The following is a 21,018-nucleotide window of genomic DNA, read 5'->3' on the forward strand; positions in this document are numbered from 1 at the left end:
ATAAGTAATTAGGGAGTAAGAATGATTGAACCATATATGTAAGGAGGAAAAGAAGGATGAGTAAAAAAATTCTTGTAGTTGGCGGGGTTGCTGGCGGAGCATCAGTGGCAGCGCGTCTTCGTCGTTTAAGTGAAGATGATGAGATTATTATGTTTGAGCGCGGAGAGTATATTTCGTTTGCAAACTGTGGACTGCCTTATTATATCGGCGGAGTCATTCAAGAAAGACAAAAATTGTTAGTACAAACAGTTGAAAAAATGTCAAAGCGTTTTAATTTAGATATTCGCATTTTAAGCGAAGTAATAAAAATTAATAAAGAAGAAAAAACAATTGTTGTGAAAAATGTAGTCACAAATGAAACTTACGAAGAATCTTATGATGTTTTAATTCTTTCACCTGGTTCTAAGCCGATGGTTCCACCAATTCCAGGCATTGAAGCAGCGAAAGCGTTATTTACATTACGAAATGTACCTGATACAGATCGTATGAAAGGATATATCGATGAAAATAAACCACGTCATGCAACTGTAATTGGCGGGGGCTTTATCGGCGTTGAGATGGCTGAAAACTTGAGAGAAAGAGGTGTTGATGTAACACTTGTTGAAATGAACAATCAAGTAATGCCGCCAATTGATTACGAAATGGCAGCATACGTGCATGAACATATGACAAAGCATGGCGTTCAGCTCATTTTAGAAGATGGGGTAGATGCTTTTGAAGAAGATGGGAAAATTATTCGTTTGAAAAGCGGTACAAAAATTCATACGGATATGATTATTCTTTCTATCGGTGTCCAACCTGAAAGCAGTTTAGCCAAAGATGCAGGATTGGAATTAGGAGTTCGAGGTACAATTAAAGTAAATGAAACGCTGCAAACTTCTGATCCGTCTATCTATGCGATTGGAGATGCGATTGAAGTAAAAGATTTTGTTACGGAAACGGAAACAATGATTCCACTTGCATCGCCGGCAAATCGTCAAGGGCGTCTATTAGCGGATATTGTTCATGGCCATGCAGAGTCTATATATAAAGGAACAATGGGTACATCCATTGCTAAAGTATTTGAAATGACAGTGGCTTCAACAGGAGTAAATGAAAAAGTATTACAACGCTTAGAGATACCCTATGAGGTAGTTCATGTACAAGCAAACTCTCATGCGGGGTATTATCCAAATGCCTATCCGATCTTACTAAAGCTCATCTTTAACAAAGAAACGGGAGAAATTTATGGAGCACAAGCTGTAGGCCAGGGTGGTGTAGATAAACGAATCGATGTCATTGCAACGGCAATGAAAGCAAAATTGAAGGTTATGGATTTACCTGATTTAGAATTAGCATACGCTCCGCCGTATTCTTCTGCTAAAGATCCTGTAAACATGGTGGGGTATGCAGCAAGCAATATGATTGAGGGACTTGTTGATACAGTGCAATGGCATGAAATTGATGGCATCGTTGAAAAAGGCGGGTATTTAATTGATGTGCGGGAACCGCATGAATTAAAACAAGGAATTATAAAAGGATCTGTGAATATTCCATTGGATGAATTGCGTGATCGACTGCATGAAATTCCAACAAATCAAGAAATTTATATTACATGTCAACTTGGCATGAGAGGTTACGTAGCAGCACGTATTTTAATGGAAAATGGGTATGCAGCAAAGAATGTAGACGGTGGTTTTAAATTGTATGCGACTGCTTTGCCAAGTCGTGTTGAGCGCTAGTATTTATGATAAATGATAACGTCCTTGCAAATTTAAGAGGGCGTTATCACAAAAAAATAAAAAAAGAGGGGTTTACAAAATACCCTCTAGGGTATAATATACGTGTATAAGGTTAAATAAACACTTTACTTTTAACATAAAACAAATGAAAGTATGGAGGTGCTTATACATTGGAATATGGTCAAGATATGAAAAATCGTTTGAAGCGAATTGAAGGACAAATTCGCGGTGTACTTCGCATGATGGAAGAAGGAAAAGATTGTAAAGAAGTGATCACACAATTGACTGCATCACGTTCTGCGATGGATCGTACGATTGGATTAATTGTCGGAACGAATTTAGAAAAATGCCTTCGCGAGCAGTTTGAAAAAGGTGATACATCTAATGAAGATGTAATCAAAGAGGCTGTACAACTACTTGTAAAAAGTAGATAATCTGTCAATTTATTGACAGATTTTAAAAATAATTTTAATATACCCATACAGGTATGTGTATAATAATAGTTTCAGGAGGAAGGAAACATGAGTATAAAAGTGAATACTACTTTGGATTGCAAAGGTTTAGCATGCCCGATGCCAATTGTTCGGACGAAGAAAGCAATGGACACACTAGAAGCAGGGCAAGTCATTGGAGTGGAAGCGACAGATAAAGGCTCAATAGCTGATATTCAAGCTTGGGCGAAAAATGTAGGACATCAATATCTCGGTACGAAAGACGAGAACGGTGTTTTGAAGCATTATTTACGAAAAGCACGTCAAGAGGAAATGAAGGAAGATGTTAAATATCCTCATACAATGACAAATGAAGAACTACAAAATAAATTAGCATCTCAAGAAGAATGCATTGTGTTGGATGTACGGGAACCAGCTGAATTTGCTTTTGGTCACATTCCATCAGCTGTATTAATTGCGTTAGGTGATTTAGAAGAAAGGTGGAGTGAGCTTAATAAAACAAAATCGATTTATGTCATTTGCCGCACAGGTAACCGTAGTGATTTAGCATGTCAGTTATTAGAAAAACAAGGTTTCTTGAATGTGAAAAATGTAGTCCCTGGTATGTCGCAGTGGCAAGGGACTTTGGAGCAAGAATAAAGAGTTTTTTATTTTTTTAAATGAAAATATACCATAGGGGGTAAGGTAATGGGTGTTGTAGGATTACAAGCGAAAGATGTTGCTGAGAAGGTGTTGTTTGAAGAACTGTTTATTTTAGATGTTCGTAATGAAGCTGATTATGCGGATTGGAAAATCGAAGGAAAGCAAGTAGCGTCTATTAATAAGCCATACTTTGATTTATTAGAAGGTGTAGACGGTATTTTGGCTGAATTGCCAAAAAATCAAGATATTCTTGTTGTATGTGCGAAAGAAGGATCTTCTATGTTTGTTGCTGAACAACTCGTAGAAGCTGGCATAGAGAATGTCTATTATTTAGTTGGTGGTATGAAAGCTTGGAGTGAGTATGTTAAACCAATTAAAGTAGGTAATTTAAAAGATGGCGGTAGCATTTATCAATTTAACCGCGTCGGAAAAGGTTGTTTATCGTATATGGTTGTTTCGAATGGTGAAGCGGCAGTGATTGATTCTGTACGCACAATCGAAGCTTATGAAAGTTTTGCGAAAGAACAAGGTGTTGTGATTACGAATGTTTTAGATACACATTTACATGCCGATCATATTTCTGGCGGTCGTAAGTTAGCTGAGAAGGTAAACGGTACGTATTGGTTACCACCAAAAGATGCAGAAGAGGTCGTATTTTCTTATGAGCCGCTTGTAGAAGGAACTGTCATTACAGTTGGAACAACAAAAATTGACATTCAAGCAATTTATTCACCAGGTCATACAATTGGAAGTACGTCATTTATCGTAGATGATTCTTATCTTCTATCAGGTGATATTTTATTTGTAGATTCCATCGGTCGCCCAGATCTTGCGGGTAAGGCAGAAGACTGGGTAAGTGATTTACGTACTACTTTATATAAACGTTACAAAGAATTATCTCAAGAATTAATTGTTTTACCAGCTCATTATTCTAAAGTGGGTGAACTGGATGAACAAGGCATAGTTAGCGCAAAATTGAAAGAGTTATTTGTACAGAATGCAGGATTAAATATTGAGGATGAGGCAGAGTTTCGTAAAACAGTCACAGAAAACTTACCACCACAGCCGAATGCATATCAAGAAATTCGTCAAACGAATATGGGGAAAATCAATCCAAATGAAGAAGAACAACGTGAAATGGAAATAGGACCAAATCGCTGTGCGGTTCATGAGTAACATGAGATTCTAGTTATCTTCTATTAGGAAACAAATTTAAAATGAAACATACTACTGGAGGTATATAAAATGAATGTAAAACAAGTATTAGATGCAAAAGGTTTAGCATGTCCAATGCCAATCGTAAGAACAAAAAAAGCAGTGGATGCTTTGCAGTCTGGAGAGATTCTCGAAGTTCATTTAACAGATAAAGGTGCTATAAAAGATATTCCAGCATGGGCACAAGTAGGTGGACACGAAGTATTACAACATGTTGAAGAAGAGGGAGTTTTAAAGTTCTGGATTAAAAAAGCATAAGAAAAAAGACTTATTACGGATTTAAATGTATTTTTGAAAAATGCATGGAGCGAAATGAATTTAAAAATGGGGGGATAATGATAAACATGTTTTATATAGGTAGTGTATTAACAATTGTTTTTGTCCGTATACTTTTTAGACGCTATTTCCCCATTTTTGGTGTTCCATGCATTTCAAACTTTAAAGCTATAAAACGTGGTAATGGAGTTGTTTTAGATTCACGTGACTACAATGAAAGTAATCAGGAAAGCATTCTCGGGTCTATTCAAATACCGTATGCATATTTGGCAAGATATTATCATGAGATTCCAGATAGACCGATTCATCTTATTGTCAATAATAGGTTAGATCGAAATTTGAGTATACGTTTTTTGAGAAAGAAAGGCTTTCATATACAAAGTTATAGTTTAACAAGATGTACGTGTAGATAAAGTGAACGACAAAGGATTGGAGGGTATGTTGTATGAGTACGAATGCAGTATTGAACATCGTTTTTATTACACTTATTTCTTGGTTTATTGTTTCTCGTTTTTTACCAGTTAAGGGAGTAAAGAATATAAGCGGAAAAGAACTAAAAAGCGAGATGAAGAATAAAAATAAACAATTGATTGATGTTCGTACACCAGGGGAATTTAGAGGTAGTCACATTCAAGGTTTTCGTAACATTCCATTAAATGAACTAGTACAAAAAGCAAATAGCTTAGATAAAAACAAAGAAGTAATTGTAATTTGCCAGAGTGGAATGAGAAGTAAACAAGCAACAAAATTATTAAAGAAACTGGGATTCAAACACATTGTAAATGTTTCAGGCGGTATGAACGCTTGGAGCTAAGGAGGATGTATGAAAAATGAGAGAAATTACTGCGAAAAAATTAGAACATAAACTTATGAGTAATGAAACGGTAAACATGATTGATGTGCGTGAGGTAGAAGAAGTTGCTGAAGGGAAAATTCCAGGAGTGCTTCATATTCCCCTTGGCTTATTAGAGTTTCGTATGCATGAGTTAGATAAAAATAAAGAGTACGTGATTGTATGTCGCTCTGGTGGCAGAAGCTCGCGAGCAGTTCAATTTTTAGAAAGTCATGGTTTCCAAGTTATCAATATGAATGGTGGTATGTTGGCTTGGGAAGGGAAAACAGAGTAGTTATGAAATAGATGAACAGAAGATAGAAAGTCCTTTCAGTTGTGAAAGGACTTTGTACGGATTTTTTAATTACCTATACGGGTATAAGTAATAATAGGAGGAGTCAATATGGAACAAAAGAAAAAAACAACAATTGTGTTATTTAGCGGAGATTACGATAAAGCGATGGCAGCGTATATTATCGCAAATGGTGCAGCGGCGTATGATCAAGAAGTAACCATTTTCCATACATTTTGGGGATTGAATGCGCTTCGTAAAGATGAGCCGATAAAAGTAAAGAAAAATTTCTTAGAGAAAATGTTTGGAAAGATGATGCCCCGTGCTGCAGATAAGATGGGGTTATCGAAAATGAATTTTGCAGGCATGGGACCGAAAATGATTAAGCATGTCATGAAAAAACATAATGCAATGCCACTGCCAGATTTAATTGAGATGGCGAAAGAACAAGGAATAAAGCTAGTCGCTTGTCAAATGACAGTGGATTTATTAGGACTAAAAGAAGAAGAAATTATGGAAGATGTCGAATTTGCAGGAGTAGCAGCATATTTAGCGGATGCGTCTGAAGGAAATGTGAACTTGTTTATTTAAATTCAACCCCTTTTAAATCCCTAATGGGTAGTTGTACGTATCGAAATAAAGAAATTGATTAGGGTATTCTATGAATAGGATACCTTCTTTTCAAAAGGGGGGGAAGAATGCACATGAGCCTTGGCTTTATCATTGTGCTCTTTATCATTGGTTTTATTGGTTCATTTATTTCAGGAATGGTCGGTATTGGCGGTGCCATTATTAACTATCCCATGATTTTGTATATTCCAGCGTTATTAGGATTTGCTGGGTATACGGCACATGAAGTAAGTGGAATTACAGCTGTACAAGTGCTTTTTGCGACTTTTGCAGGTGTATGGGCGTATCGTAAAAGTGGTTATATAAATAAGACATTAGTGTTATATATGGGAACGAGCATTTTAGTAGGAAGTTTTATAGGGAGTCTCGGTTCAAAAGTATTAGATGAGAATCAAGTAAATGTTGTGTATGCGATTTTAGCTACAATTGCAGCCATTATGATGTTTGCGCCGAAAAAGAATCGTGACGATTTATCTGTAGAGGAACTCACGTATAATAAATGGTTAGCTAGTATTTTAGCTTTTATTGTAGGTTCTGCTTCAGGGGTTGTTGGAGCAGGAGGAGCTTTTCTTTTAGTACCTATTATGCTTGTCATCCTCAAATTGCCTACACGTATGACAATCGCGACTTCATTGGCGATTACTTTTATTTCGTCTATAGGTATTATGGTTGGAAAAATTTCTACGGGACAAATGGTTGTATTTCCGTCGATTATCATTGCCATTGCAAGTTTACTTGCATCGCCTATCGGAGCGAGTGTCGGTAAAAAACTGAATCAAAAAGTATTACAGTGGATATTAGCGATATTAATTGTTGCAACATCGGTTAAAATTTGGATGGATATGCTGTTGTAATTTCTTCGTTTTTCTCTGAATCTTGAGGCGGGAGTCCTACTGCATGTTAATGCGGGATAAAATTGCAAGATGGTGAATGAGAAGTACGGGGAAGAGCCGTTAAGAGACTAGCGGCTTTTTTTGTTTATCGAAAAATTGGCAAGAAAACTCCATTTTCAAAACGTATAGGGCATAGCCCAGTTTAAGGTGGAGACGAATTGCCATCGCATTAGTAAAAATATTTTTGTGGCATGGCGAATGTATGTTCTTTTTGGCTATTTTGTAGTATTATGAAGGAAAGAAGAAGGTGAACATGATGACAAAGGAAAAAGAATATGCAACCTATCAAATTTGGATCAAAAAAGGTCATAAGTTATACTCTTACTTCCTAGAAATGTGTCAAAACGCAAAAAACCTCTACAATATAACAAACTTCTACATTCGCCAAGTGTATACGGCCTTATGTACGGAGAAACCATTACAGCCACTTCAACAAGAAGTTCTTCATACATTACAAGCGCATATTGAAGTCATGAATGAAAATCAACTTCGTGCGTATCAAAAACGTGTACAAAAACAGAAAGAAAAACCTATTAAAGAACAGAAAGACATAAAATGTAACTTGTTTACATTACCGACAAAAGAGAAATCGTTTCTATCCTATAACTTTCTGGATTGTTTGTTTAAAACAATGAAACAACAAGATTATATGAACTTACCAGCACAAACGAATCAAGCGGTCATGAAAAAACTCTATCAAAACTGGAAATCATTCTTTGCTTCCATCAAGGCATACAAGAAACGTCCTTCTACTTTTACTGGCAGACCTCGCATTCCAAAATACATTAAATCATCTATAAAAGAAATTGTATTCACAAATCAAGTGTGTAAACTCCAAGATAAATACATTCGTTTTCCAAAAACAAGTATAAAGTTAAATATCGGTAAATTGTTTGGGCATATCGAAAATCTAAAAGAGGTACGCGTTTCTCCTGCTTACGGGAAGTTTAAAGTTGAAATTGTGACAGAACAATCTGAGACAGCACCTGAGCATGTCGATAATAATCGCTATATGAGTATTGACTTAGGGATCAATAACATTGCAACCATCACAACGAATACAGGAACCATACCTGTGTTAGTAAAGGGCAATGTCATCAAAAGCATTAATCAATACTACAACAAGCAAAAGGCTTATTTACTGGGGATTCTTCGTCATGGAAAAGAACTAAAAGAAGGATCACACAAATCAAAGCGTTTAGAGAGGCTTCATGAAAAACGGTTTCTCAAAATCAAAGATTTCTTTCACAAAATCAGTTACCACATTGTTCAGATGGCGATTCAACAGGAAATCTCTATGATTGTGATTGGGAAAAATACATCATGGAAACAAAACAGTGATATGGGAAAACGACAAAATCAATCCTTTTGCCATATCCCGCATAATCTACTCATTGAAATGATCACATATAAGGCGCATCGACAGGGTATTACTGTACAAGTCGTGGAAGAATCATATACAAGCAAGGCCTCCTTTCTAGACAATGATGATATCCCCACTTACGGTGAGAAAGACATCCCTGTATTCAGTGGAAAACGGATCAAACGTGGCTTGTATCGTACGAAAGAGAACAAACTAATGAACGCAGATGTGAATGGTTCCTATAATATCTTAAAAAAAGCAGTTCCAAAGGCGTTTGTCGATGGAATAGAGGGGTTGTGCCATCAGGCAGCTGTGTCAACTCCACTCGTGTTAAGCATCTTTTGAAGGTGATATACGAGAAACCCCCACTTCCAAGATCCGAAGGAGATAAGTGGCGGGAGTTTTCATAAAAAATAAGCCCTATTTTCATAGGACCTATCTATCGCATTAATTGTTATCGGTTGATTTGGTTGTTTTTGTTTTACTCTTGGATGATGATTGTTGATCATCTTCCGTTTCTTCTTGTACTACAGGCTTTGTATCAGCAGGAAGTCCAAGGTGATCACGGAGCTGTTTTGTTATGTCTTTTATACTTTTTTGATCAGGCATGTAGTAATACGTATGTTTTGGAGCATAAGTAGGTTTACAGATTTTATCCTCTGCCATATAGCAGTCTTCGCCGGCTAGTTGTTCTTTTGTAATTGAAGAACCTATACCATATTTGTAGAATGATAACATGTCATCAAATGAGAAGTTTGTTTTAAAATCCCCATTAATATCATCAATGATTTTTCCTACTTTTGTTATGGAACCAGCACTCGCTAGTTTTTTTACAGTAGCTTCAATAACAAGCTGTTGACGTTGACCGCGCATAGCATCGCTATCAATTTTGCGCGTTCTTGCTAAGGCAAGAGCTTGTTCTCCATTTAGATGCTGGTATCCTTTCTCGAGATGTATGGCACCAGCTGTATCATTACTATCTTGTTCTGTAAATGTAACGGGTACATCTATGTCGATTCCCCCTAAATCATCGACAACTTTAATGAAAGATTTAAAGTTAAACTTTACAAAATAATCGACAGGAACATTAAATAGTTTTTCTACTGCATCAATAGTAGCTTGAGGGCCACCATCTTTTCCATTTTTCACAGAACCAAATGCATATGCATGTGCAATTTTATCTTTTTTCTTTTCTATTGGAAGATACGAGTATGTATCACGTGGAATACTTACTAGTTTTACTGTTTTGCTATCTTTATTAAAAGTTGCGAGTAGCAGCGCATCTGTATGAAATGAGCCAGAGTACTCTTTTTCGCGTCCTTGATTTTCATCAATACCCATAATTAAAACAGATACGTTATTAGAAATGGGTTTGACAGCTTGTTCACGTAATGCAGATTTATCACCACGCGCTAAATCATGAGAGGCATTTCGAACAGCAGAAGATGCCTTATTCACTAAAAACCAAGTGTAACCTCCCCCGATAATTAAAAAGAATACAAGAACAAATGCAACAATTTTTAGATTTTTATACTTTTTTTTATGCTTATGTTCACGTAAATTTGGTTGTGTGTCCATTTTGTATACTCCTTCATCAATAATTGAAGCTAGTGCAACGCTTACATCAATTAATTATAATTCTTTGTTATAAGAAAGAATATTACAGGTTATTTACAATTTATGAATTTTCGATCTATTTTTTATAAAAAATCTGTCCCAAAAGTAGTTATTTAGATATTTGAGAGCCGATGACTTTAAAATATTAATTTCCAGAAAATATTTACAATTACAAAAACTGTATATAAAATGGAAGAAAACGGATGGGAGAAGAGGTATGGTAAAGAAGGTTTTTCTACATAGTTCGGAAGTGATTGTGCAGTTCGCCTTATCGGTTATCGGAATTATTTGCTTAGGAGCGTTGCCTGGTTTATTTCAAGGATTAAAAATAGATTTTCATAAATATATAGAGACGGTAAAAATGGTGTGTAATAATTTATTACATATGTCCTCGATGACGTACTTACCAATTAGTAAAGATCCGCAGCCAAGACCGCTATTTCCCCAATTATTTGTCCATTATAAAGAAACGATGATTATCTTTTTAGCTTCTTTTTTCATTTCACTTTTGATTGCTTTTCTAATTGTTTATATTATTTTACGCAGCAGTACGAGTGTTCAAGAAAAAATCAAATCATTTTTACTCTTTCTTGAATCTATTCCGGATATTCTTTTCATCATTGGCTCGCAAATTTTTGTCATTTGGATTTTTAAGCAAACAGGTATTTTAGCTGTAAGTATTTCGGGGATTGGAGAGCAATCTATTCGAGGATTACCAATCATTTGTTTAAGTGTACCGACAACAATTATGTTTGTAAAACTATTATTACTGCGTTTTGAAACAGAACTTGAAAAAGATTATGTACTGTTTGCAAAGGCAAAAGGATTAGATAAGCTCCATATTTTAAATCATCATGTATTACGTAATGTATTATTAAGCACGCTCTTTTTTGCAAAAACAAATATTTGGTTTATGCTATCAAATTTGTACATTATTGAATGGATGTTTAATACGTATGGCATGTTTGTATTTGTAAGGGAAGCCACAAATGTTAATTTTGCAGCCGGTATTCCTGTTTTTACAATGAGTTTATTGCTTCTTTACATACCTATTTTTATTATTTTTAAGCTGTTTCATTATTTCGTTCCAAATGCAATGAAAGAGAGGCTATAAGATGTGGCAATATATGAAGCGTGATAAACGGTTTTGGATGAGTGTGTCATTTATTGTTATATTCGTTATATTAAGCGTTGGAAACACGCTTTTTAATGATGGGCATATTCGAAGAGTTTCCATTCAGTTTAGTAAAGACGGAACACCTGAAGTACCTCCATTTCCGCCTTCATTTCAATTTTGGCTTGGAACAAATCGCGAAGGATTTGATTTATTACATTTAGTCATTGAAGGTGCGAAGTGGACAATCGGTGTATCTGTACTTATTGCGTTATTACGTATAGCATTTGGCATCTGTTTCGGTGTTTTTCTTGGAACATACGTAAAGCGGGGATTTACAAAATTAGAAGCTTTTTTTGATAGTTTTGCAATCATTCCAATGATTATGATTGCGGATTTTTTACTACGTTATGCGCTTCCATTTAACAATGGTGAAGCAACTTCTACCTTTTTTGAACGAGCTTCATTTGAAATTATTTTATTAACCGCGCTGGCGGTTCCAACAATTTCTTTATACATTGCCAATGAAATTCGTAAGTTATTAACAGAAGAATTTATTGATGCTGCTAGAATTCTAGGGGGCAGTAAACGACATATTATCATGAAACATGCTTTTCCACATTTGTATTCGACTTTTGTGATTGTATTTATGCAGCAATTTGTGCAAACACTTATTATTTTGCTACATCTCGGTATATTAGGGTTATTCTTTGGAGGAACTGTTATTTTTTATGAGGGAGTGGATTCATATACTCATGAATGGTCGGGGTTAATTGGATTCTATTTTCGGTCTTTAACAGTTCATCCGTGGATTCCACTTGTACCTATCACGTGTTTTGGACTAACCATTTTTTCAGGAAATATAATCGTAAAATGTATACAGGATGCAGCAATGAAGGCAAAGCTAGGAGAGAGTACAAAACAGGAGAAGAGAGAAGAGAAACAACCTATAGCAACAGAAGAATTGTTCGCGTTTAAGCATACGATGTGAATGCAGTACTGTGCTGTTAATGAGGAAGGCCATTTGTAGAAAGTGAAAAAAAAGCAGCTGGATGAATCCAGCTGCTTTTGCATGTTTTCTCGCTATTCGTTTCTGTTTTCGTGAATTTATATGAAAGGATCATACGTACCTGCACAAGAACAACCACCTCTGAATTCGATACCACAGAAGTCATTTGAAATTTGAACAAATTGTTGATAACCAATATGATCAAAACGGAATATATGTTCTGTTTCCAGGTGCATGAGTCTCCTTCTAAATGTCTTTTTTCTCAGTTTCTATTCGCTCGGCTAAAATTCTAATTTGAACATGAAATAGAATTTTGCTCCTTGACGGGGAACATCCACTCCATTAAGCAGCTTGTTTCATGGCGAAACGAGAAGAAGCTTTGAAATAAATCAAGGTAATCAATAAATAAATACCAAATGTAATAATTGTTACCATTATAGAAGTAGTAGCAACTACACTTACTAATATGGAAATTAAAATCAAAAGAGATACGAATGTTGTATAAGGAAAATAGCGAGCTGAATAGGTATTTTGTTTCCATTGTTGCACACGAATTTTCAAATACGCTAGCGTAATAATAATCCAAATGCATAATACTGTATACGCAAGAGACCCCATTAAATAGTTAAACGTTTTGCTTCCGGCGAATAAAGAGACAAGCACCCCTACATATAAAGAAGATGTACAAGCTAGGATTGCATAAACAGGGACTTTTTTTCGAGACAACTTTGTAAATATTTTTGGAAGTTGTCCATCTTGTGCTTGTGTATATACGATGCGTGAAGATGCGTATAATCCAGCATTCATGGAAGAGATAATTGCTAATAGGATAATTGCATTCATAATGTGATCCGCATATGGAATTCCTATAGCTTTAAATACCATTACAAACGGACTCTCTGGAACCCCATTTACTTGATTCCATGGAATCAAACTGACTATGATAAAGAAAGGTAAAATGTAAAAAGAAATAATTCGAATTAGTGTTCCTCTTACAGCCTTTGGTATAGCTTTTTCTGGATTTTTGGTTTCCGCTAAAGTGACACCTATCATTTCGGCACCACCATATGAATATATTACGACTAGCATAGCTGAAATTAATCCATGCATACCGTTTGGAAAAAATCCACCGTGTGATGATAGATTAGAAAATCCTATTGCAGTATGAGTTTGAAATGGAACGAATAGTACGATAAAACCAAATATGATAAATAATACAATGACAGTAATTTTTAATAAGGCAAGCCAATATTCTGTTTCTGCGAATAGTTTCACTGAAAATAAATTTACTATAGTAACAGCGATAGAAACGATGAAAGCTAAAATCCAAATTTGTATATTTGGAAACCAATATTGAAGGAATGTAGCTGCTACTAATGATTCTGCAGCTATATTTAGTACCCACATTTTCCAATAAATCCAATCTAAAAAATATCCTGCATATTTACCTAGAACGGGTTGAATTAAATCTCGAAATGTTCTAGCTTGTCGATTTTCTAATGCCATGTGAGCCATGCCTTTCATGACAAACATTAAGATTATTCCTCCAAATAAATAGGCAATAATTACCGATGGTCCTGCCATATCGATAGCTGTACTACTTCCTTTAAACAGGCCAGCTCCTATAGTCCCGCCTAGGGCCATCATCATAATATGGCGCGCTGTTATTGTACGTGTTAAACTTTCTTGTTTATTTGTCATATGATTTTCCCTTCCTCTCTATGTTGTAAATATATAAAAAGGCCCATCATCTCTTTGAAGAGACGATGGGCCTAGAACCTACCGCGGTACCACTCTTATTGACTTCCTCACATACAGGGAAATCCAGCTTTTTGCACATTATTCATGCTAAATTTTATAACGTAAATCAACCGTAAAAGCCTAACATATCCTACTTTGTTCAGCCTTTCCACTCCTAGGCGAGTTCGAAGTTTCATGTGACTGTGTTCCACCACCCCACAGCTCTCTGTGCATCATGAGAATCCTTCTACTACTCCTAATCATTGTGTTTATTCTATCTGTCTTATAAGATGTTTTGTTAATGTTATGGATTAATATATAGAAAGAAAATTTAGATGTCAAGAATTTTATGAAATTTTATATACTTCAAAATTAAAGGTAAATAAAGGAACTCTCACATTGTAAGAAGGATTTAGGACTTGTATATTTTAAATTGTCTTCAAGATAATTTACTGGCTTATGAGAAATCATTAATAATTTCTATCACTTCAATTTTTCCGTTAATCAATAGCTCAGGAAGCTCGGTTTTTACATTACCCATCCAATATTCTCTAGCTTGTTCAATTTTTTGAGAGAAAGGACTTCCATCTTCCTTTGGTAAAAGGTTTCCATCTCCCTCAAAAGAATTCCCAATAACTCGTAGTTTAACAATCTGCAAAACTTTACGATTGTAAGAGTCAAATAACTCTTTCCATTTCAATGCGTCTTCATAGCTTTTCGCAGCGTATAAGCAAGACAATCTTGAAGGATATTCAGGATATTCTTGCAGTCTAACCATTTCTACTATCACTTCTCTAATAGCTCTGATTGTTTGGTCTATATACTTAATAGCTACTTCGGAATCTTCTTTATTCAAGTTCAAGCCTTCATTTGTATAATGACCTTGAAAGATTTGAATAAAGTCTTCGCCTTTTGAATTCAATTGTTCTCTCTCAAAGAAGAAACGATATAAGGTATTGTTTTGGCTCTTGTCAAAGTTGATTATCTGCCCAAGACTCATTTTTTTTCTAGTAACAATATGATAAGCATACAATTCGTTCTCTTTCATAATCTGCCTCCTATTTCATGAGTAGTCGCAAATGGTTTGATGCTATATTGATTACCATTTATTTCAATTATACTATTGTTATAAAACATTTGTTAAAACCAACAATCTTTAAGAAAACAATTTTATAAAAAATAAATTATCTTACCAGCTGTATTCGAATTGCGAGAACTATTATTATTTTGAAATAATGTAGATTCTTGTCATTCGGTTTTAATTGACAATGCATTACAAGCTATATATAATCAAAATCAAATCTAAATAGTAAAAATCGATGAGTAAGAGGAGTACCTATAATTGAGGCGTTGCAGAGAGCTGGGAATGGTGTGAACCAGTACGACAGATCATAGGGAATGGACTTACGAGAGGTACGTTGAAACAGTTGGAGTATGCGACCCGGGTTCCGCCGTTACAAGGATGAGGATATCGAATGTGACATTCCGTATCCAATAAAAGTGGATTCTTTTATTCTAGTAGGATAGAAGATCAATAGAGGTGGCACCACGGTATCGTAATATATCGCCCTCTACATACCAATAGGTATGTAGAGGGCTTTTTTATTGCTCAAAATTGCTCAAATTCTCATCGTTTTTACTTTGAAAGGAAGGATAAAAAGATGGAATTATTACAAGCAAAAGAGGGCTTCTTTGGAGAATATGGAGGAAGCTTTGTACCAGAACCATTACAGAAAGCATTACAGCATTTAGAAGAGGCATTTGAGATGTACAAAGATGACCCAGAATTTATAACGGAATTTCAATACTATTTAAAGGAGTATGTAGGGCGTCCAAATCCGTTATATTATGCGAAGCGCTTAAGTGAGCAGTTAGGTGGTGCCAAAATTTATTTAAAGCGTGAAGATTTAAATCATACAGGTGCACATAAAATTAATAACGTAATTGGACAAATATTATTGGCAAAGCGTATGGGAGCGAAGCGAGTTATTGCTGAAACAGGAGCTGGGCAACATGGAGTTGCCACAGCTACAGCATGCGCGATGTTTGGCATAGATTGTACGGTTTATATGGGTGGTTTAGATACAGAGCGTCAAGCATTAAATGTATTTCGCATGGAATTACTGGGCGCTAAAGTGGTTGCTGTGCAAGAAGGAGGACGCACGTTAAAAGAAGCTGTGGATGCTGCTTTAGTAGATTATGCAACTCATTATGAAAATACATTTTATTTGTTAGGTTCTGCATTAGGTCCGCATCCGTATCCAACGATTGTTCGTCATTTTCAATCTGTAATTGGATACGAGGCGAAACAACAACATCTTGAAAAAGAAGATCGTCTTCCGGATTATATCGTTGCATGTGTAGGCGGCGGCAGTAATGCCATCGGTTTATTTGCACCATTTTATAATGATGTAGAAGTAAAAATGGTTGGTGTTGAACCAGGAGGAAAAGGAATTGAAACAGGTCTGCATGCTGCGCCGTTAACAGCGGGAGAGCCGGGAGTTATTCATGGCTTTAAATGTTATATGATGAAAGATGAGAATGGTGACATTGCTGAGGCGCATTCCATTGCAGCTGGTTTAGACTATCAAGGAGTTGGTCCTGAACATAGTTATTATAAAGATACGGGCCGTGCAGAATATGTATCTATTACAGATGATGAGGCATTAGCAGCATTTCATGCGTTATCAAAAGTAGAGGGAATTATTCCTGCACTTGAAAGTTCACATGCCGTAGCGTACGCGATGAAACTTGCATCTACTTTATCGAAAGAGCAAACGATTATTGTAAACTTATCTGGTCGTGGCGATAAAGACGTTCACCAAGTTTTTGAATTAGCAAATAAAAATGAAAAATAAAAAGAAAGTATCTCGTTCTGGTACAACGAAATACTTTCGTAAAATAACAAAGCACATATAGTATAAAAGATTTTAAGGTAAAGTGAAACTTCCATCAGTGGGGGAGCCTTATCCCCACTGATGGAAAGCTCTCACCAATCGGGCGCGTGCCAGCAGTTATCCCCAAACTATTTTCTTTGCTTTTCTCTGAATCTAGAGGTGGGGGGGCTTACTGCTCGTTAATGCGGGATAAAGAATGCACAGACTATAAATAGTATGTGCATAGTTACATTTTAAAAATAAATTTGTCGATCTCGTTCTTCTTTTAAAATTTCGACTGCTTCTCGAAAGCGTAGGGAGTGAACAATCTCACGTTCTCGTAGAAAACGTAATCCATCATTTATATCAGGATCGTCAGACATATTAATTAGCCATTGATAGGTTGCCCTCGCTTTTTCTTCCGCAGCAATATCTTCGTATAAATCTGCAATAGGGTCACCTTTTGCTTGTATGTATGTTGCTGTAAAAGGAGCGCCTGCAGCATTGTGATAGAAAATGGCGCTATCATGGTCAGCATAATGAGCATCAAGTCCGGCCTCTTTCATTTGATCAGGTGTGGCATCCTTGGTCAATTTATACACCATTGTCGCAATCATTTCGAGGTGTGCAAATTCTTCTGTTCCAATATCCGTTAATAAACCGACAACTTTGTCTGGAATTGTGTAGCGTTGATTTAAGTAGCGTAATGCGGCAGCTAATTCACCATCGGCACCGCCGTATTGTTCAATTAAAAATTTCGCAAGTTTTGGATTACAAGTACTTACTTTCACAGGGTATTGTAATTTTTTTTCATATATCCACATATGTTTGCTCCTTTACATTTGCCAAGGCCATGGCCCTTTATTCCATTCCCAAGGTGCATTTGAATAACTATTTCCATATTGTTGAAGAGGACCATATTTTTCTTCTATTTTTTGTTTTTGTAATCTACGTTTATAGGAAAAGTCATTAAATTGTTTAATTGATGCAACATCATCAGGATGGGTATCTAAATACAAAGTGAGCTCTACTAATACAAAATCGAGTTCCTGCAGTTCTTCCATCCACTTATAAAATTCATCTGGCATTTGTTGAGCCACGATTTTTCTCACCGTCCTTTCTTATATGGATTTTCATAGTAATCATATAAAGCAGGCCACAAAGTCCCTTTTTTTAATGCTTCATTGGGCGGGAATTGCGGTAAATTTGGTGGTTGGAATCCCATATATAAATGTGGTGGAGTAAAGTAGTATTTTTTTCCGATTGGTGGACATGGGTCATTAGGGCCATGAAATGGTACATACGATTTCACAGATTTATCCAATGCATACACCCCCTTTGCGGAACACTGATATTATGTATTGTATTCGAACATAATTACTATTTATGACTCATATACAACAACTAATAGGTGAGAAAGGGGGCTGGATTGTGGACAAGGTTGTACATTCTGTTTTATTAGAGGTAAGAGATTTGAAGAAAACATTATATTTTTATGAGGGGATATTAGGTTTTGAGCCTAGTAGACAGCGTCCTCAATTAGACTTGCCAGGGGTATGGTATGATGTTGGATCTGTGCGAATTTGTTGTATTGTAAATAAAAGAAAACAAGCGGTGAATGAAGAAGGAATTTTTCCAAAAATAGAAGTGAATATGCAATTGTGTGAGGTGGAAAATCTACTTAAAAAGTTAGATTACTACCATGTAATGTATTCAGAAATGGAAGATTATGTAGAGGGAAAAAAAGTGCTCTCTGTTTATGATCCAGATCAACATATGATTCAGCTGGAAGCACAATTGAAGAGTGAAAATTTAGCTTAACATCTTCTAGGGCTTTTTCTGTCTCGGGTACACATACGAAAAAGCTTGATGAATATATATAATAGAGAATGTTTGCTGCGAGGAGGAGAATGTGGTGGATCGAGCTTATGAAGAAAGTGCCTTATTTGAGCATAAATTTTGGTTAAGAGTTTTAGGAGATCACGCGCACTTTTTGGTAGATGGTTTAGCCCCAAAGGAAAAGGAAGAAATTCAAAAGGCAATGTATTTTGAGCAAAAATTTGGTGAGTTGTCAACGAAACTTCAGACTGCCAACCTGATTGCATTCGCAAAAGAAGCGAATGAAGCTGCAAATGAAATCAGGAATTTTAAATTGCATATTATTCGTAAACAATTGGAAGGGAAAATCGTCATTCATCTACCCCCTACATTTCTTAATCATATGGTTAATGAAGTAGAAGAATACATAACAGTACTTAAAAACTTGATGGAGGGTAAAGTGCCTCCTCTTTTTCACGAATTACATTATCATCTCGTATGGTTAATAGATGCAGCTGGTCATGCAGGGGCCATTTCTGGCGAACTAGATCTTGTTGAGAAGCGTTTAAAAGAAAAAAGCCAAGCGTACGAAAAGCATTTTGAACAATTTTATATAAAAGCAGTTGAAATGACTGGTTATTTACGGTCAGAATTAACATCTTTTCCAGCCTTAAAGAAATTTACAAAAGATGTCTCGTTAGAGATTACCTTATTTTCACGTTTTCTTCATGAATTAGAAGAACTAGAGTTATCGGAACAAGTGTTAAGTTCGTTTTCGGCGAGAATGGCAGATCATATGGCAAGGGAAGAGTGTTATTACCTGTTAAAACTTGCACAATCTTCAGGGATAGAGATTCCTAAGTGTACTCCTTTTTAGAAGTACGAAAAGCTGATTTATTCCGCTACTTCTGGATAGTGAAATTTCCATCAGTGTAAAATAAAGTTCCCCACTGATGGAAGTTTCACTTTATTTTGCTTTTCGTTTGTTGGGCTTGCTCTTTTGTTTAGATCGTTGTTTTGTTTGTTCAATACTAGCGTTTAATGTTGCCATGATATCTACAATATTTTTAGATTGGAAAATTGTTTCGGTTTTTTCGTCATGTTCTATTTTTTCTTCAATGAGGTCAAGGAGGGCTTCTCTATATTCATCTGTATATTCTTCCGGTGTAAAGGGAGTTGTCAGGTGGTGAATGAGATTCATTGCAGCAACGAGCTCTTGTTTTTGCAAAGGTGTTTCTTCATGTTTCGGTAGATTTGGAATATTTTCTACTTTTCTTATTTCATCCGAGTAGTGAATCGTTTGCAGCATTAATCCTTGATGAAAATTACGGATGATTGCTAAATGTTGTTTTTGACGAAGGGAAATATGGACAAGCCCTAATTTATTTGTTCGTTCAAGAGCTTCTTTTAATAATAAATATGCCTTTTCTGAACCTGGAGTAGGACCAATAAAATAAGAACGATCGAAAAAAATAGAATCTACCTCATCCTTTTGAACAAATGAAAGAATGCTGATTGCTCGTAATTCATGTTCTTTTTTCAAATCATTTAATTCTTGTTCTTCTAAAATAATATATTTATGAGGTTCGTATTCGTAAGCTTTCACAATTTCTGCTTCTTCTACTTCTTCATCTGAACAATCGGGAGCAATCTTTTTATATTTAATAGGGGTGAGACAATCTTTGTGCAGGTGTAGTAACTTAACATCTTTTTCTTCTACTGCACTATACAATTTAATCCCGATCTTTAATAACCCAAGTGAGAGAGAGCCTTTCCAAATTGTATGCACAAGAGTATCCTCCTTTATATAGGATTATTGTTATGTAAGGAAAATGAATATACATATTATGCTAGCGATGGAGGTTTCTTATACATAGGCGCTTCAGTAGACAGTATGATTCGCTATCTTTTTCTTTTTGCAGTTTGAAAACTAAGTAATAACGCATGAATAGATAATAAGCATTTCATTCATCAAAGTTTCAACTAATGCAGTGATAGAAAGCATTGACATTTTCTATTAAACCTTTTAAGATGACCTTATAAAATTACGTGTATAAAGGGGAGTAACTTTAATAATAAAGTCGTCATTACAGGGAGAAACCCTCGGCTTTATTAGCAACACTATGTTGTTAGTGAGACCTTTACCAGACGTGGTAGAGGCCCCTTATTGTCTTTTTAGGACCTTTACCATTTTGGTAAAGGTCCTTTTTGTATGCTGTAATAGGAGACCGAGAGAGGAGAAGGAATATGAGAAAGTTGTGGAAAAGAATACGTCTAATCTTCCAAGTTCGTAAATTCATTCCGTTTTTATATGAATTCTTTACATCAAAGGATGTGGAATTTAAGAAAAAGGTACTTTCTATCTTATTTTTATGTGGATATGTTATGTTTCCATTCGATATCATTCCAGACTTTTTATTGTTTTTTGGTGTGCTGGATGATGTAGCGGTGATTCTGTTTATTATGCAGCGCATTGTCAAGATGGCACCTGTTCATTTGCAGGATAAATATGGATTAGCAGAATAGGA

At 35.7% G+C, this 21,018-nt stretch carries 24 protein-coding genes and 2 other annotated features; of the genes, 16 read left to right on the top strand and 8 right to left on the bottom strand.

Annotated features, from left to right (window positions below; all coding sequences use genetic code 11):
• The first annotated feature begins 56 nt into the window (after window positions 1-56).
• The 10 genes from cdr (at window position 57) to ACFQZ1_RS25835 (ending at window position 8,661) form a co-directional block, all read left to right on the top strand.
• A complete protein-coding gene (gene cdr, locus ACFQZ1_RS25790; RefSeq protein WP_377885040.1) occupies window positions 57-1,721 on the top strand; it encodes a CoA-disulfide reductase in 1,665 nt (554 codons plus the stop codon).
• Window positions 1,722-1,891: 170 nt separating this feature from the next.
• The gene (locus tag ACFQZ1_RS25795; RefSeq protein WP_035432943.1) at window positions 1,892-2,155 is read left to right on the top strand and encodes a metal-sensitive transcriptional regulator; all 264 of its coding nucleotides are present in this window, start codon (window positions 1,892-1,894) and stop codon (window positions 2,153-2,155) included.
• 87 nt (window positions 2,156-2,242) lie between these two features.
• Window positions 2,243-2,812, top strand: coding sequence for a sulfurtransferase TusA family protein (locus ACFQZ1_RS25800; RefSeq protein WP_377885041.1), 570 nt, complete (start codon window positions 2,243-2,245; stop codon window positions 2,810-2,812).
• A gap of 48 nt (window positions 2,813-2,860) precedes the next feature.
• The gene (locus tag ACFQZ1_RS25805) at window positions 2,861-3,991 is read left to right on the top strand and encodes an MBL fold metallo-hydrolase (protein ID WP_377885042.1); all 1,131 of its coding nucleotides are present in this window, start codon (window positions 2,861-2,863) and stop codon (window positions 3,989-3,991) included.
• 69 nt (window positions 3,992-4,060) lie between these two features.
• Window positions 4,061-4,288: a sulfurtransferase TusA family protein gene (locus tag ACFQZ1_RS25810; RefSeq protein WP_377885043.1), complete on the top strand. Its 228-nt coding sequence runs from the start codon at window positions 4,061-4,063 to the stop codon at window positions 4,286-4,288.
• Between the two features lie 463 nt (window positions 4,289-4,751).
• Window positions 4,752-5,120 carry a rhodanese-like domain-containing protein gene (locus ACFQZ1_RS25815; RefSeq protein WP_377885044.1) on the top strand — a complete coding sequence of 123 codons (369 nt, stop codon included), beginning with the start codon at window positions 4,752-4,754 and terminating at the stop codon, window positions 5,118-5,120.
• Window positions 5,121-5,136: 16 nt separating this feature from the next.
• Window positions 5,137-5,433, top strand: a complete 297-nt coding sequence (locus ACFQZ1_RS25820) for a rhodanese-like domain-containing protein (protein WP_377885045.1) — start codon at window positions 5,137-5,139, stop codon at window positions 5,431-5,433.
• Window positions 5,434-5,541: 108 nt separating this feature from the next.
• The gene (locus ACFQZ1_RS25825; protein ID WP_377885046.1) at window positions 5,542-6,021 is read left to right on the top strand and encodes a DsrE/DsrF/DrsH-like family protein; all 480 of its coding nucleotides are present in this window, start codon (window positions 5,542-5,544) and stop codon (window positions 6,019-6,021) included.
• A gap of 113 nt (window positions 6,022-6,134) precedes the next feature.
• Window positions 6,135-6,914 (top strand): sulfite exporter TauE/SafE family protein, encoded by a 780-nt coding sequence (locus tag ACFQZ1_RS25830; RefSeq protein WP_377885166.1) that lies wholly within the window; start codon window positions 6,135-6,137, stop codon window positions 6,912-6,914.
• Between the two features lie 295 nt (window positions 6,915-7,209).
• Complete coding sequence (locus ACFQZ1_RS25835) at window positions 7,210-8,661, top strand: RNA-guided endonuclease InsQ/TnpB family protein (protein ID WP_377885047.1); 1,452 nt, start codon at window positions 7,210-7,212, stop codon at window positions 8,659-8,661.
• Between the two features lie 102 nt (window positions 8,662-8,763).
• Here the strand turns inward: ACFQZ1_RS25835 and ACFQZ1_RS25840 are convergent, their stop codons facing one another.
• Entirely contained in the window at window positions 8,764-9,894 is a 1,131-nt protein-coding gene (locus ACFQZ1_RS25840; RefSeq protein ID WP_377885048.1) for an LCP family protein, read from the bottom strand.
• Between the two features lie 256 nt (window positions 9,895-10,150).
• On the opposite strand from ACFQZ1_RS25840, the gene ACFQZ1_RS25845 reads away from it, so the two are divergent.
• Both ACFQZ1_RS25845 and ACFQZ1_RS25850 read left to right on the top strand, forming a co-directional pair.
• A complete protein-coding gene (locus ACFQZ1_RS25845) occupies window positions 10,151-11,047 on the top strand; it encodes an ABC transporter permease subunit (protein WP_377885050.1) in 897 nt (298 codons plus the stop codon).
• Between the two features lies 1 nt (window position 11,048).
• Complete coding sequence (locus ACFQZ1_RS25850; RefSeq protein WP_377885051.1) at window positions 11,049-12,038, top strand: ABC transporter permease; 990 nt, start codon at window positions 11,049-11,051, stop codon at window positions 12,036-12,038.
• A gap of 16 nt (window positions 12,039-12,054) precedes the next feature.
• On the opposite strand, the gene ACFQZ1_RS25855 is transcribed toward ACFQZ1_RS25850, so the two are convergent.
• The 3 genes from ACFQZ1_RS25855 to ACFQZ1_RS25865 form a co-directional block, all read right to left on the bottom strand.
• Window positions 12,055-12,183 (bottom strand): hypothetical protein, encoded by a 129-nt coding sequence (locus tag ACFQZ1_RS25855; protein ID WP_377885052.1) that lies wholly within the window; start codon window positions 12,181-12,183, stop codon window positions 12,055-12,057.
• A 215-nt stretch (window positions 12,184-12,398) separates the two neighbouring features.
• Window positions 12,399-13,757: an amino acid permease gene (locus tag ACFQZ1_RS25860; protein ID WP_377885053.1), complete on the bottom strand. Its 1,359-nt coding sequence runs from the start codon at window positions 13,755-13,757 to the stop codon at window positions 12,399-12,401.
• 55 nt (window positions 13,758-13,812) lie between these two features.
• Window positions 13,813-14,069 (bottom strand) — a binding site (T-box leader).
• A gap of 184 nt (window positions 14,070-14,253) precedes the next feature.
• Window positions 14,254-14,844, bottom strand: coding sequence for a DUF2441 domain-containing protein (locus tag ACFQZ1_RS25865; RefSeq protein ID WP_377885054.1), 591 nt, complete (start codon window positions 14,842-14,844; stop codon window positions 14,254-14,256).
• A 262-nt stretch (window positions 14,845-15,106) separates the two neighbouring features.
• Window positions 15,107-15,371: a binding site (T-box leader), on the top strand.
• A gap of 86 nt (window positions 15,372-15,457) precedes the next feature.
• Here ACFQZ1_RS25865 and trpB point away from each other — a divergent pair.
• Window positions 15,458-16,654 (top strand): tryptophan synthase subunit beta, encoded by a 1,197-nt coding sequence (gene trpB, locus ACFQZ1_RS25870; protein WP_377885055.1) that lies wholly within the window; start codon window positions 15,458-15,460, stop codon window positions 16,652-16,654.
• Between the two features lie 272 nt (window positions 16,655-16,926).
• On the opposite strand, the gene cotJC is transcribed toward trpB, so the two are convergent.
• Genes cotJC through ACFQZ1_RS25885 form a run of 3 tightly spaced genes read right to left on the bottom strand, consistent with a single transcriptional unit; the run spans window position 16,927 to window position 17,996 of the window.
• Window positions 16,927-17,496: a spore coat protein CotJC gene (gene cotJC, locus ACFQZ1_RS25875; protein ID WP_377885056.1), complete on the bottom strand. Its 570-nt coding sequence runs from the start codon at window positions 17,494-17,496 to the stop codon at window positions 16,927-16,929.
• A 12-nt stretch (window positions 17,497-17,508) separates the two neighbouring features.
• Window positions 17,509-17,760 carry a spore coat protein CotJB gene (locus ACFQZ1_RS25880; protein WP_377885167.1) on the bottom strand — a complete coding sequence of 84 codons (252 nt, stop codon included), beginning with the start codon at window positions 17,758-17,760 and terminating at the stop codon, window positions 17,509-17,511.
• Between the two features lie 20 nt (window positions 17,761-17,780).
• Window positions 17,781-17,996 (bottom strand): spore coat associated protein CotJA, encoded by a 216-nt coding sequence (locus ACFQZ1_RS25885; RefSeq protein ID WP_098308201.1) that lies wholly within the window; start codon window positions 17,994-17,996, stop codon window positions 17,781-17,783.
• A 107-nt stretch (window positions 17,997-18,103) separates the two neighbouring features.
• Between ACFQZ1_RS25885 and ACFQZ1_RS25890 the strand changes: the two genes are divergently transcribed.
• Both ACFQZ1_RS25890 and ACFQZ1_RS25895 read left to right on the top strand, forming a co-directional pair.
• Window positions 18,104-18,493 carry a VOC family protein gene (locus tag ACFQZ1_RS25890; protein ID WP_377885057.1) on the top strand — a complete coding sequence of 130 codons (390 nt, stop codon included), beginning with the start codon at window positions 18,104-18,106 and terminating at the stop codon, window positions 18,491-18,493.
• Between the two features lie 94 nt (window positions 18,494-18,587).
• Entirely contained in the window at window positions 18,588-19,367 is a 780-nt protein-coding gene (locus ACFQZ1_RS25895) for a DUF2935 domain-containing protein (RefSeq protein WP_377885058.1), read from the top strand.
• Between the two features lie 90 nt (window positions 19,368-19,457).
• On the opposite strand, the gene ku is transcribed toward ACFQZ1_RS25895, so the two are convergent.
• Window positions 19,458-20,279, bottom strand: a complete 822-nt coding sequence (gene ku, locus ACFQZ1_RS25900; protein WP_377885059.1) for a non-homologous end joining protein Ku — start codon at window positions 20,277-20,279, stop codon at window positions 19,458-19,460.
• 458 nt (window positions 20,280-20,737) lie between these two features.
• Here ku and ACFQZ1_RS25905 point away from each other — a divergent pair, with 458 nt between their 5' ends.
• On the top strand, window positions 20,738-21,016 hold the full coding sequence (locus ACFQZ1_RS25905; protein ID WP_377885060.1) for a YkvA family protein: 279 nt from the start codon (window positions 20,738-20,740) through the stop codon (window positions 21,014-21,016).
• The last annotated feature ends 2 nt before the right edge of the window (window positions 21,017-21,018 follow it).

Origin of the sequence: Bacillus sp. CGMCC 1.60114, from assembly GCF_042676365.1 — a bacterium.
Classification (GTDB): Bacteria; Bacillota; Bacilli; order Bacillales; family Bacillaceae_G; genus Bacillus_A; species Bacillus_A rhizoplanae_A.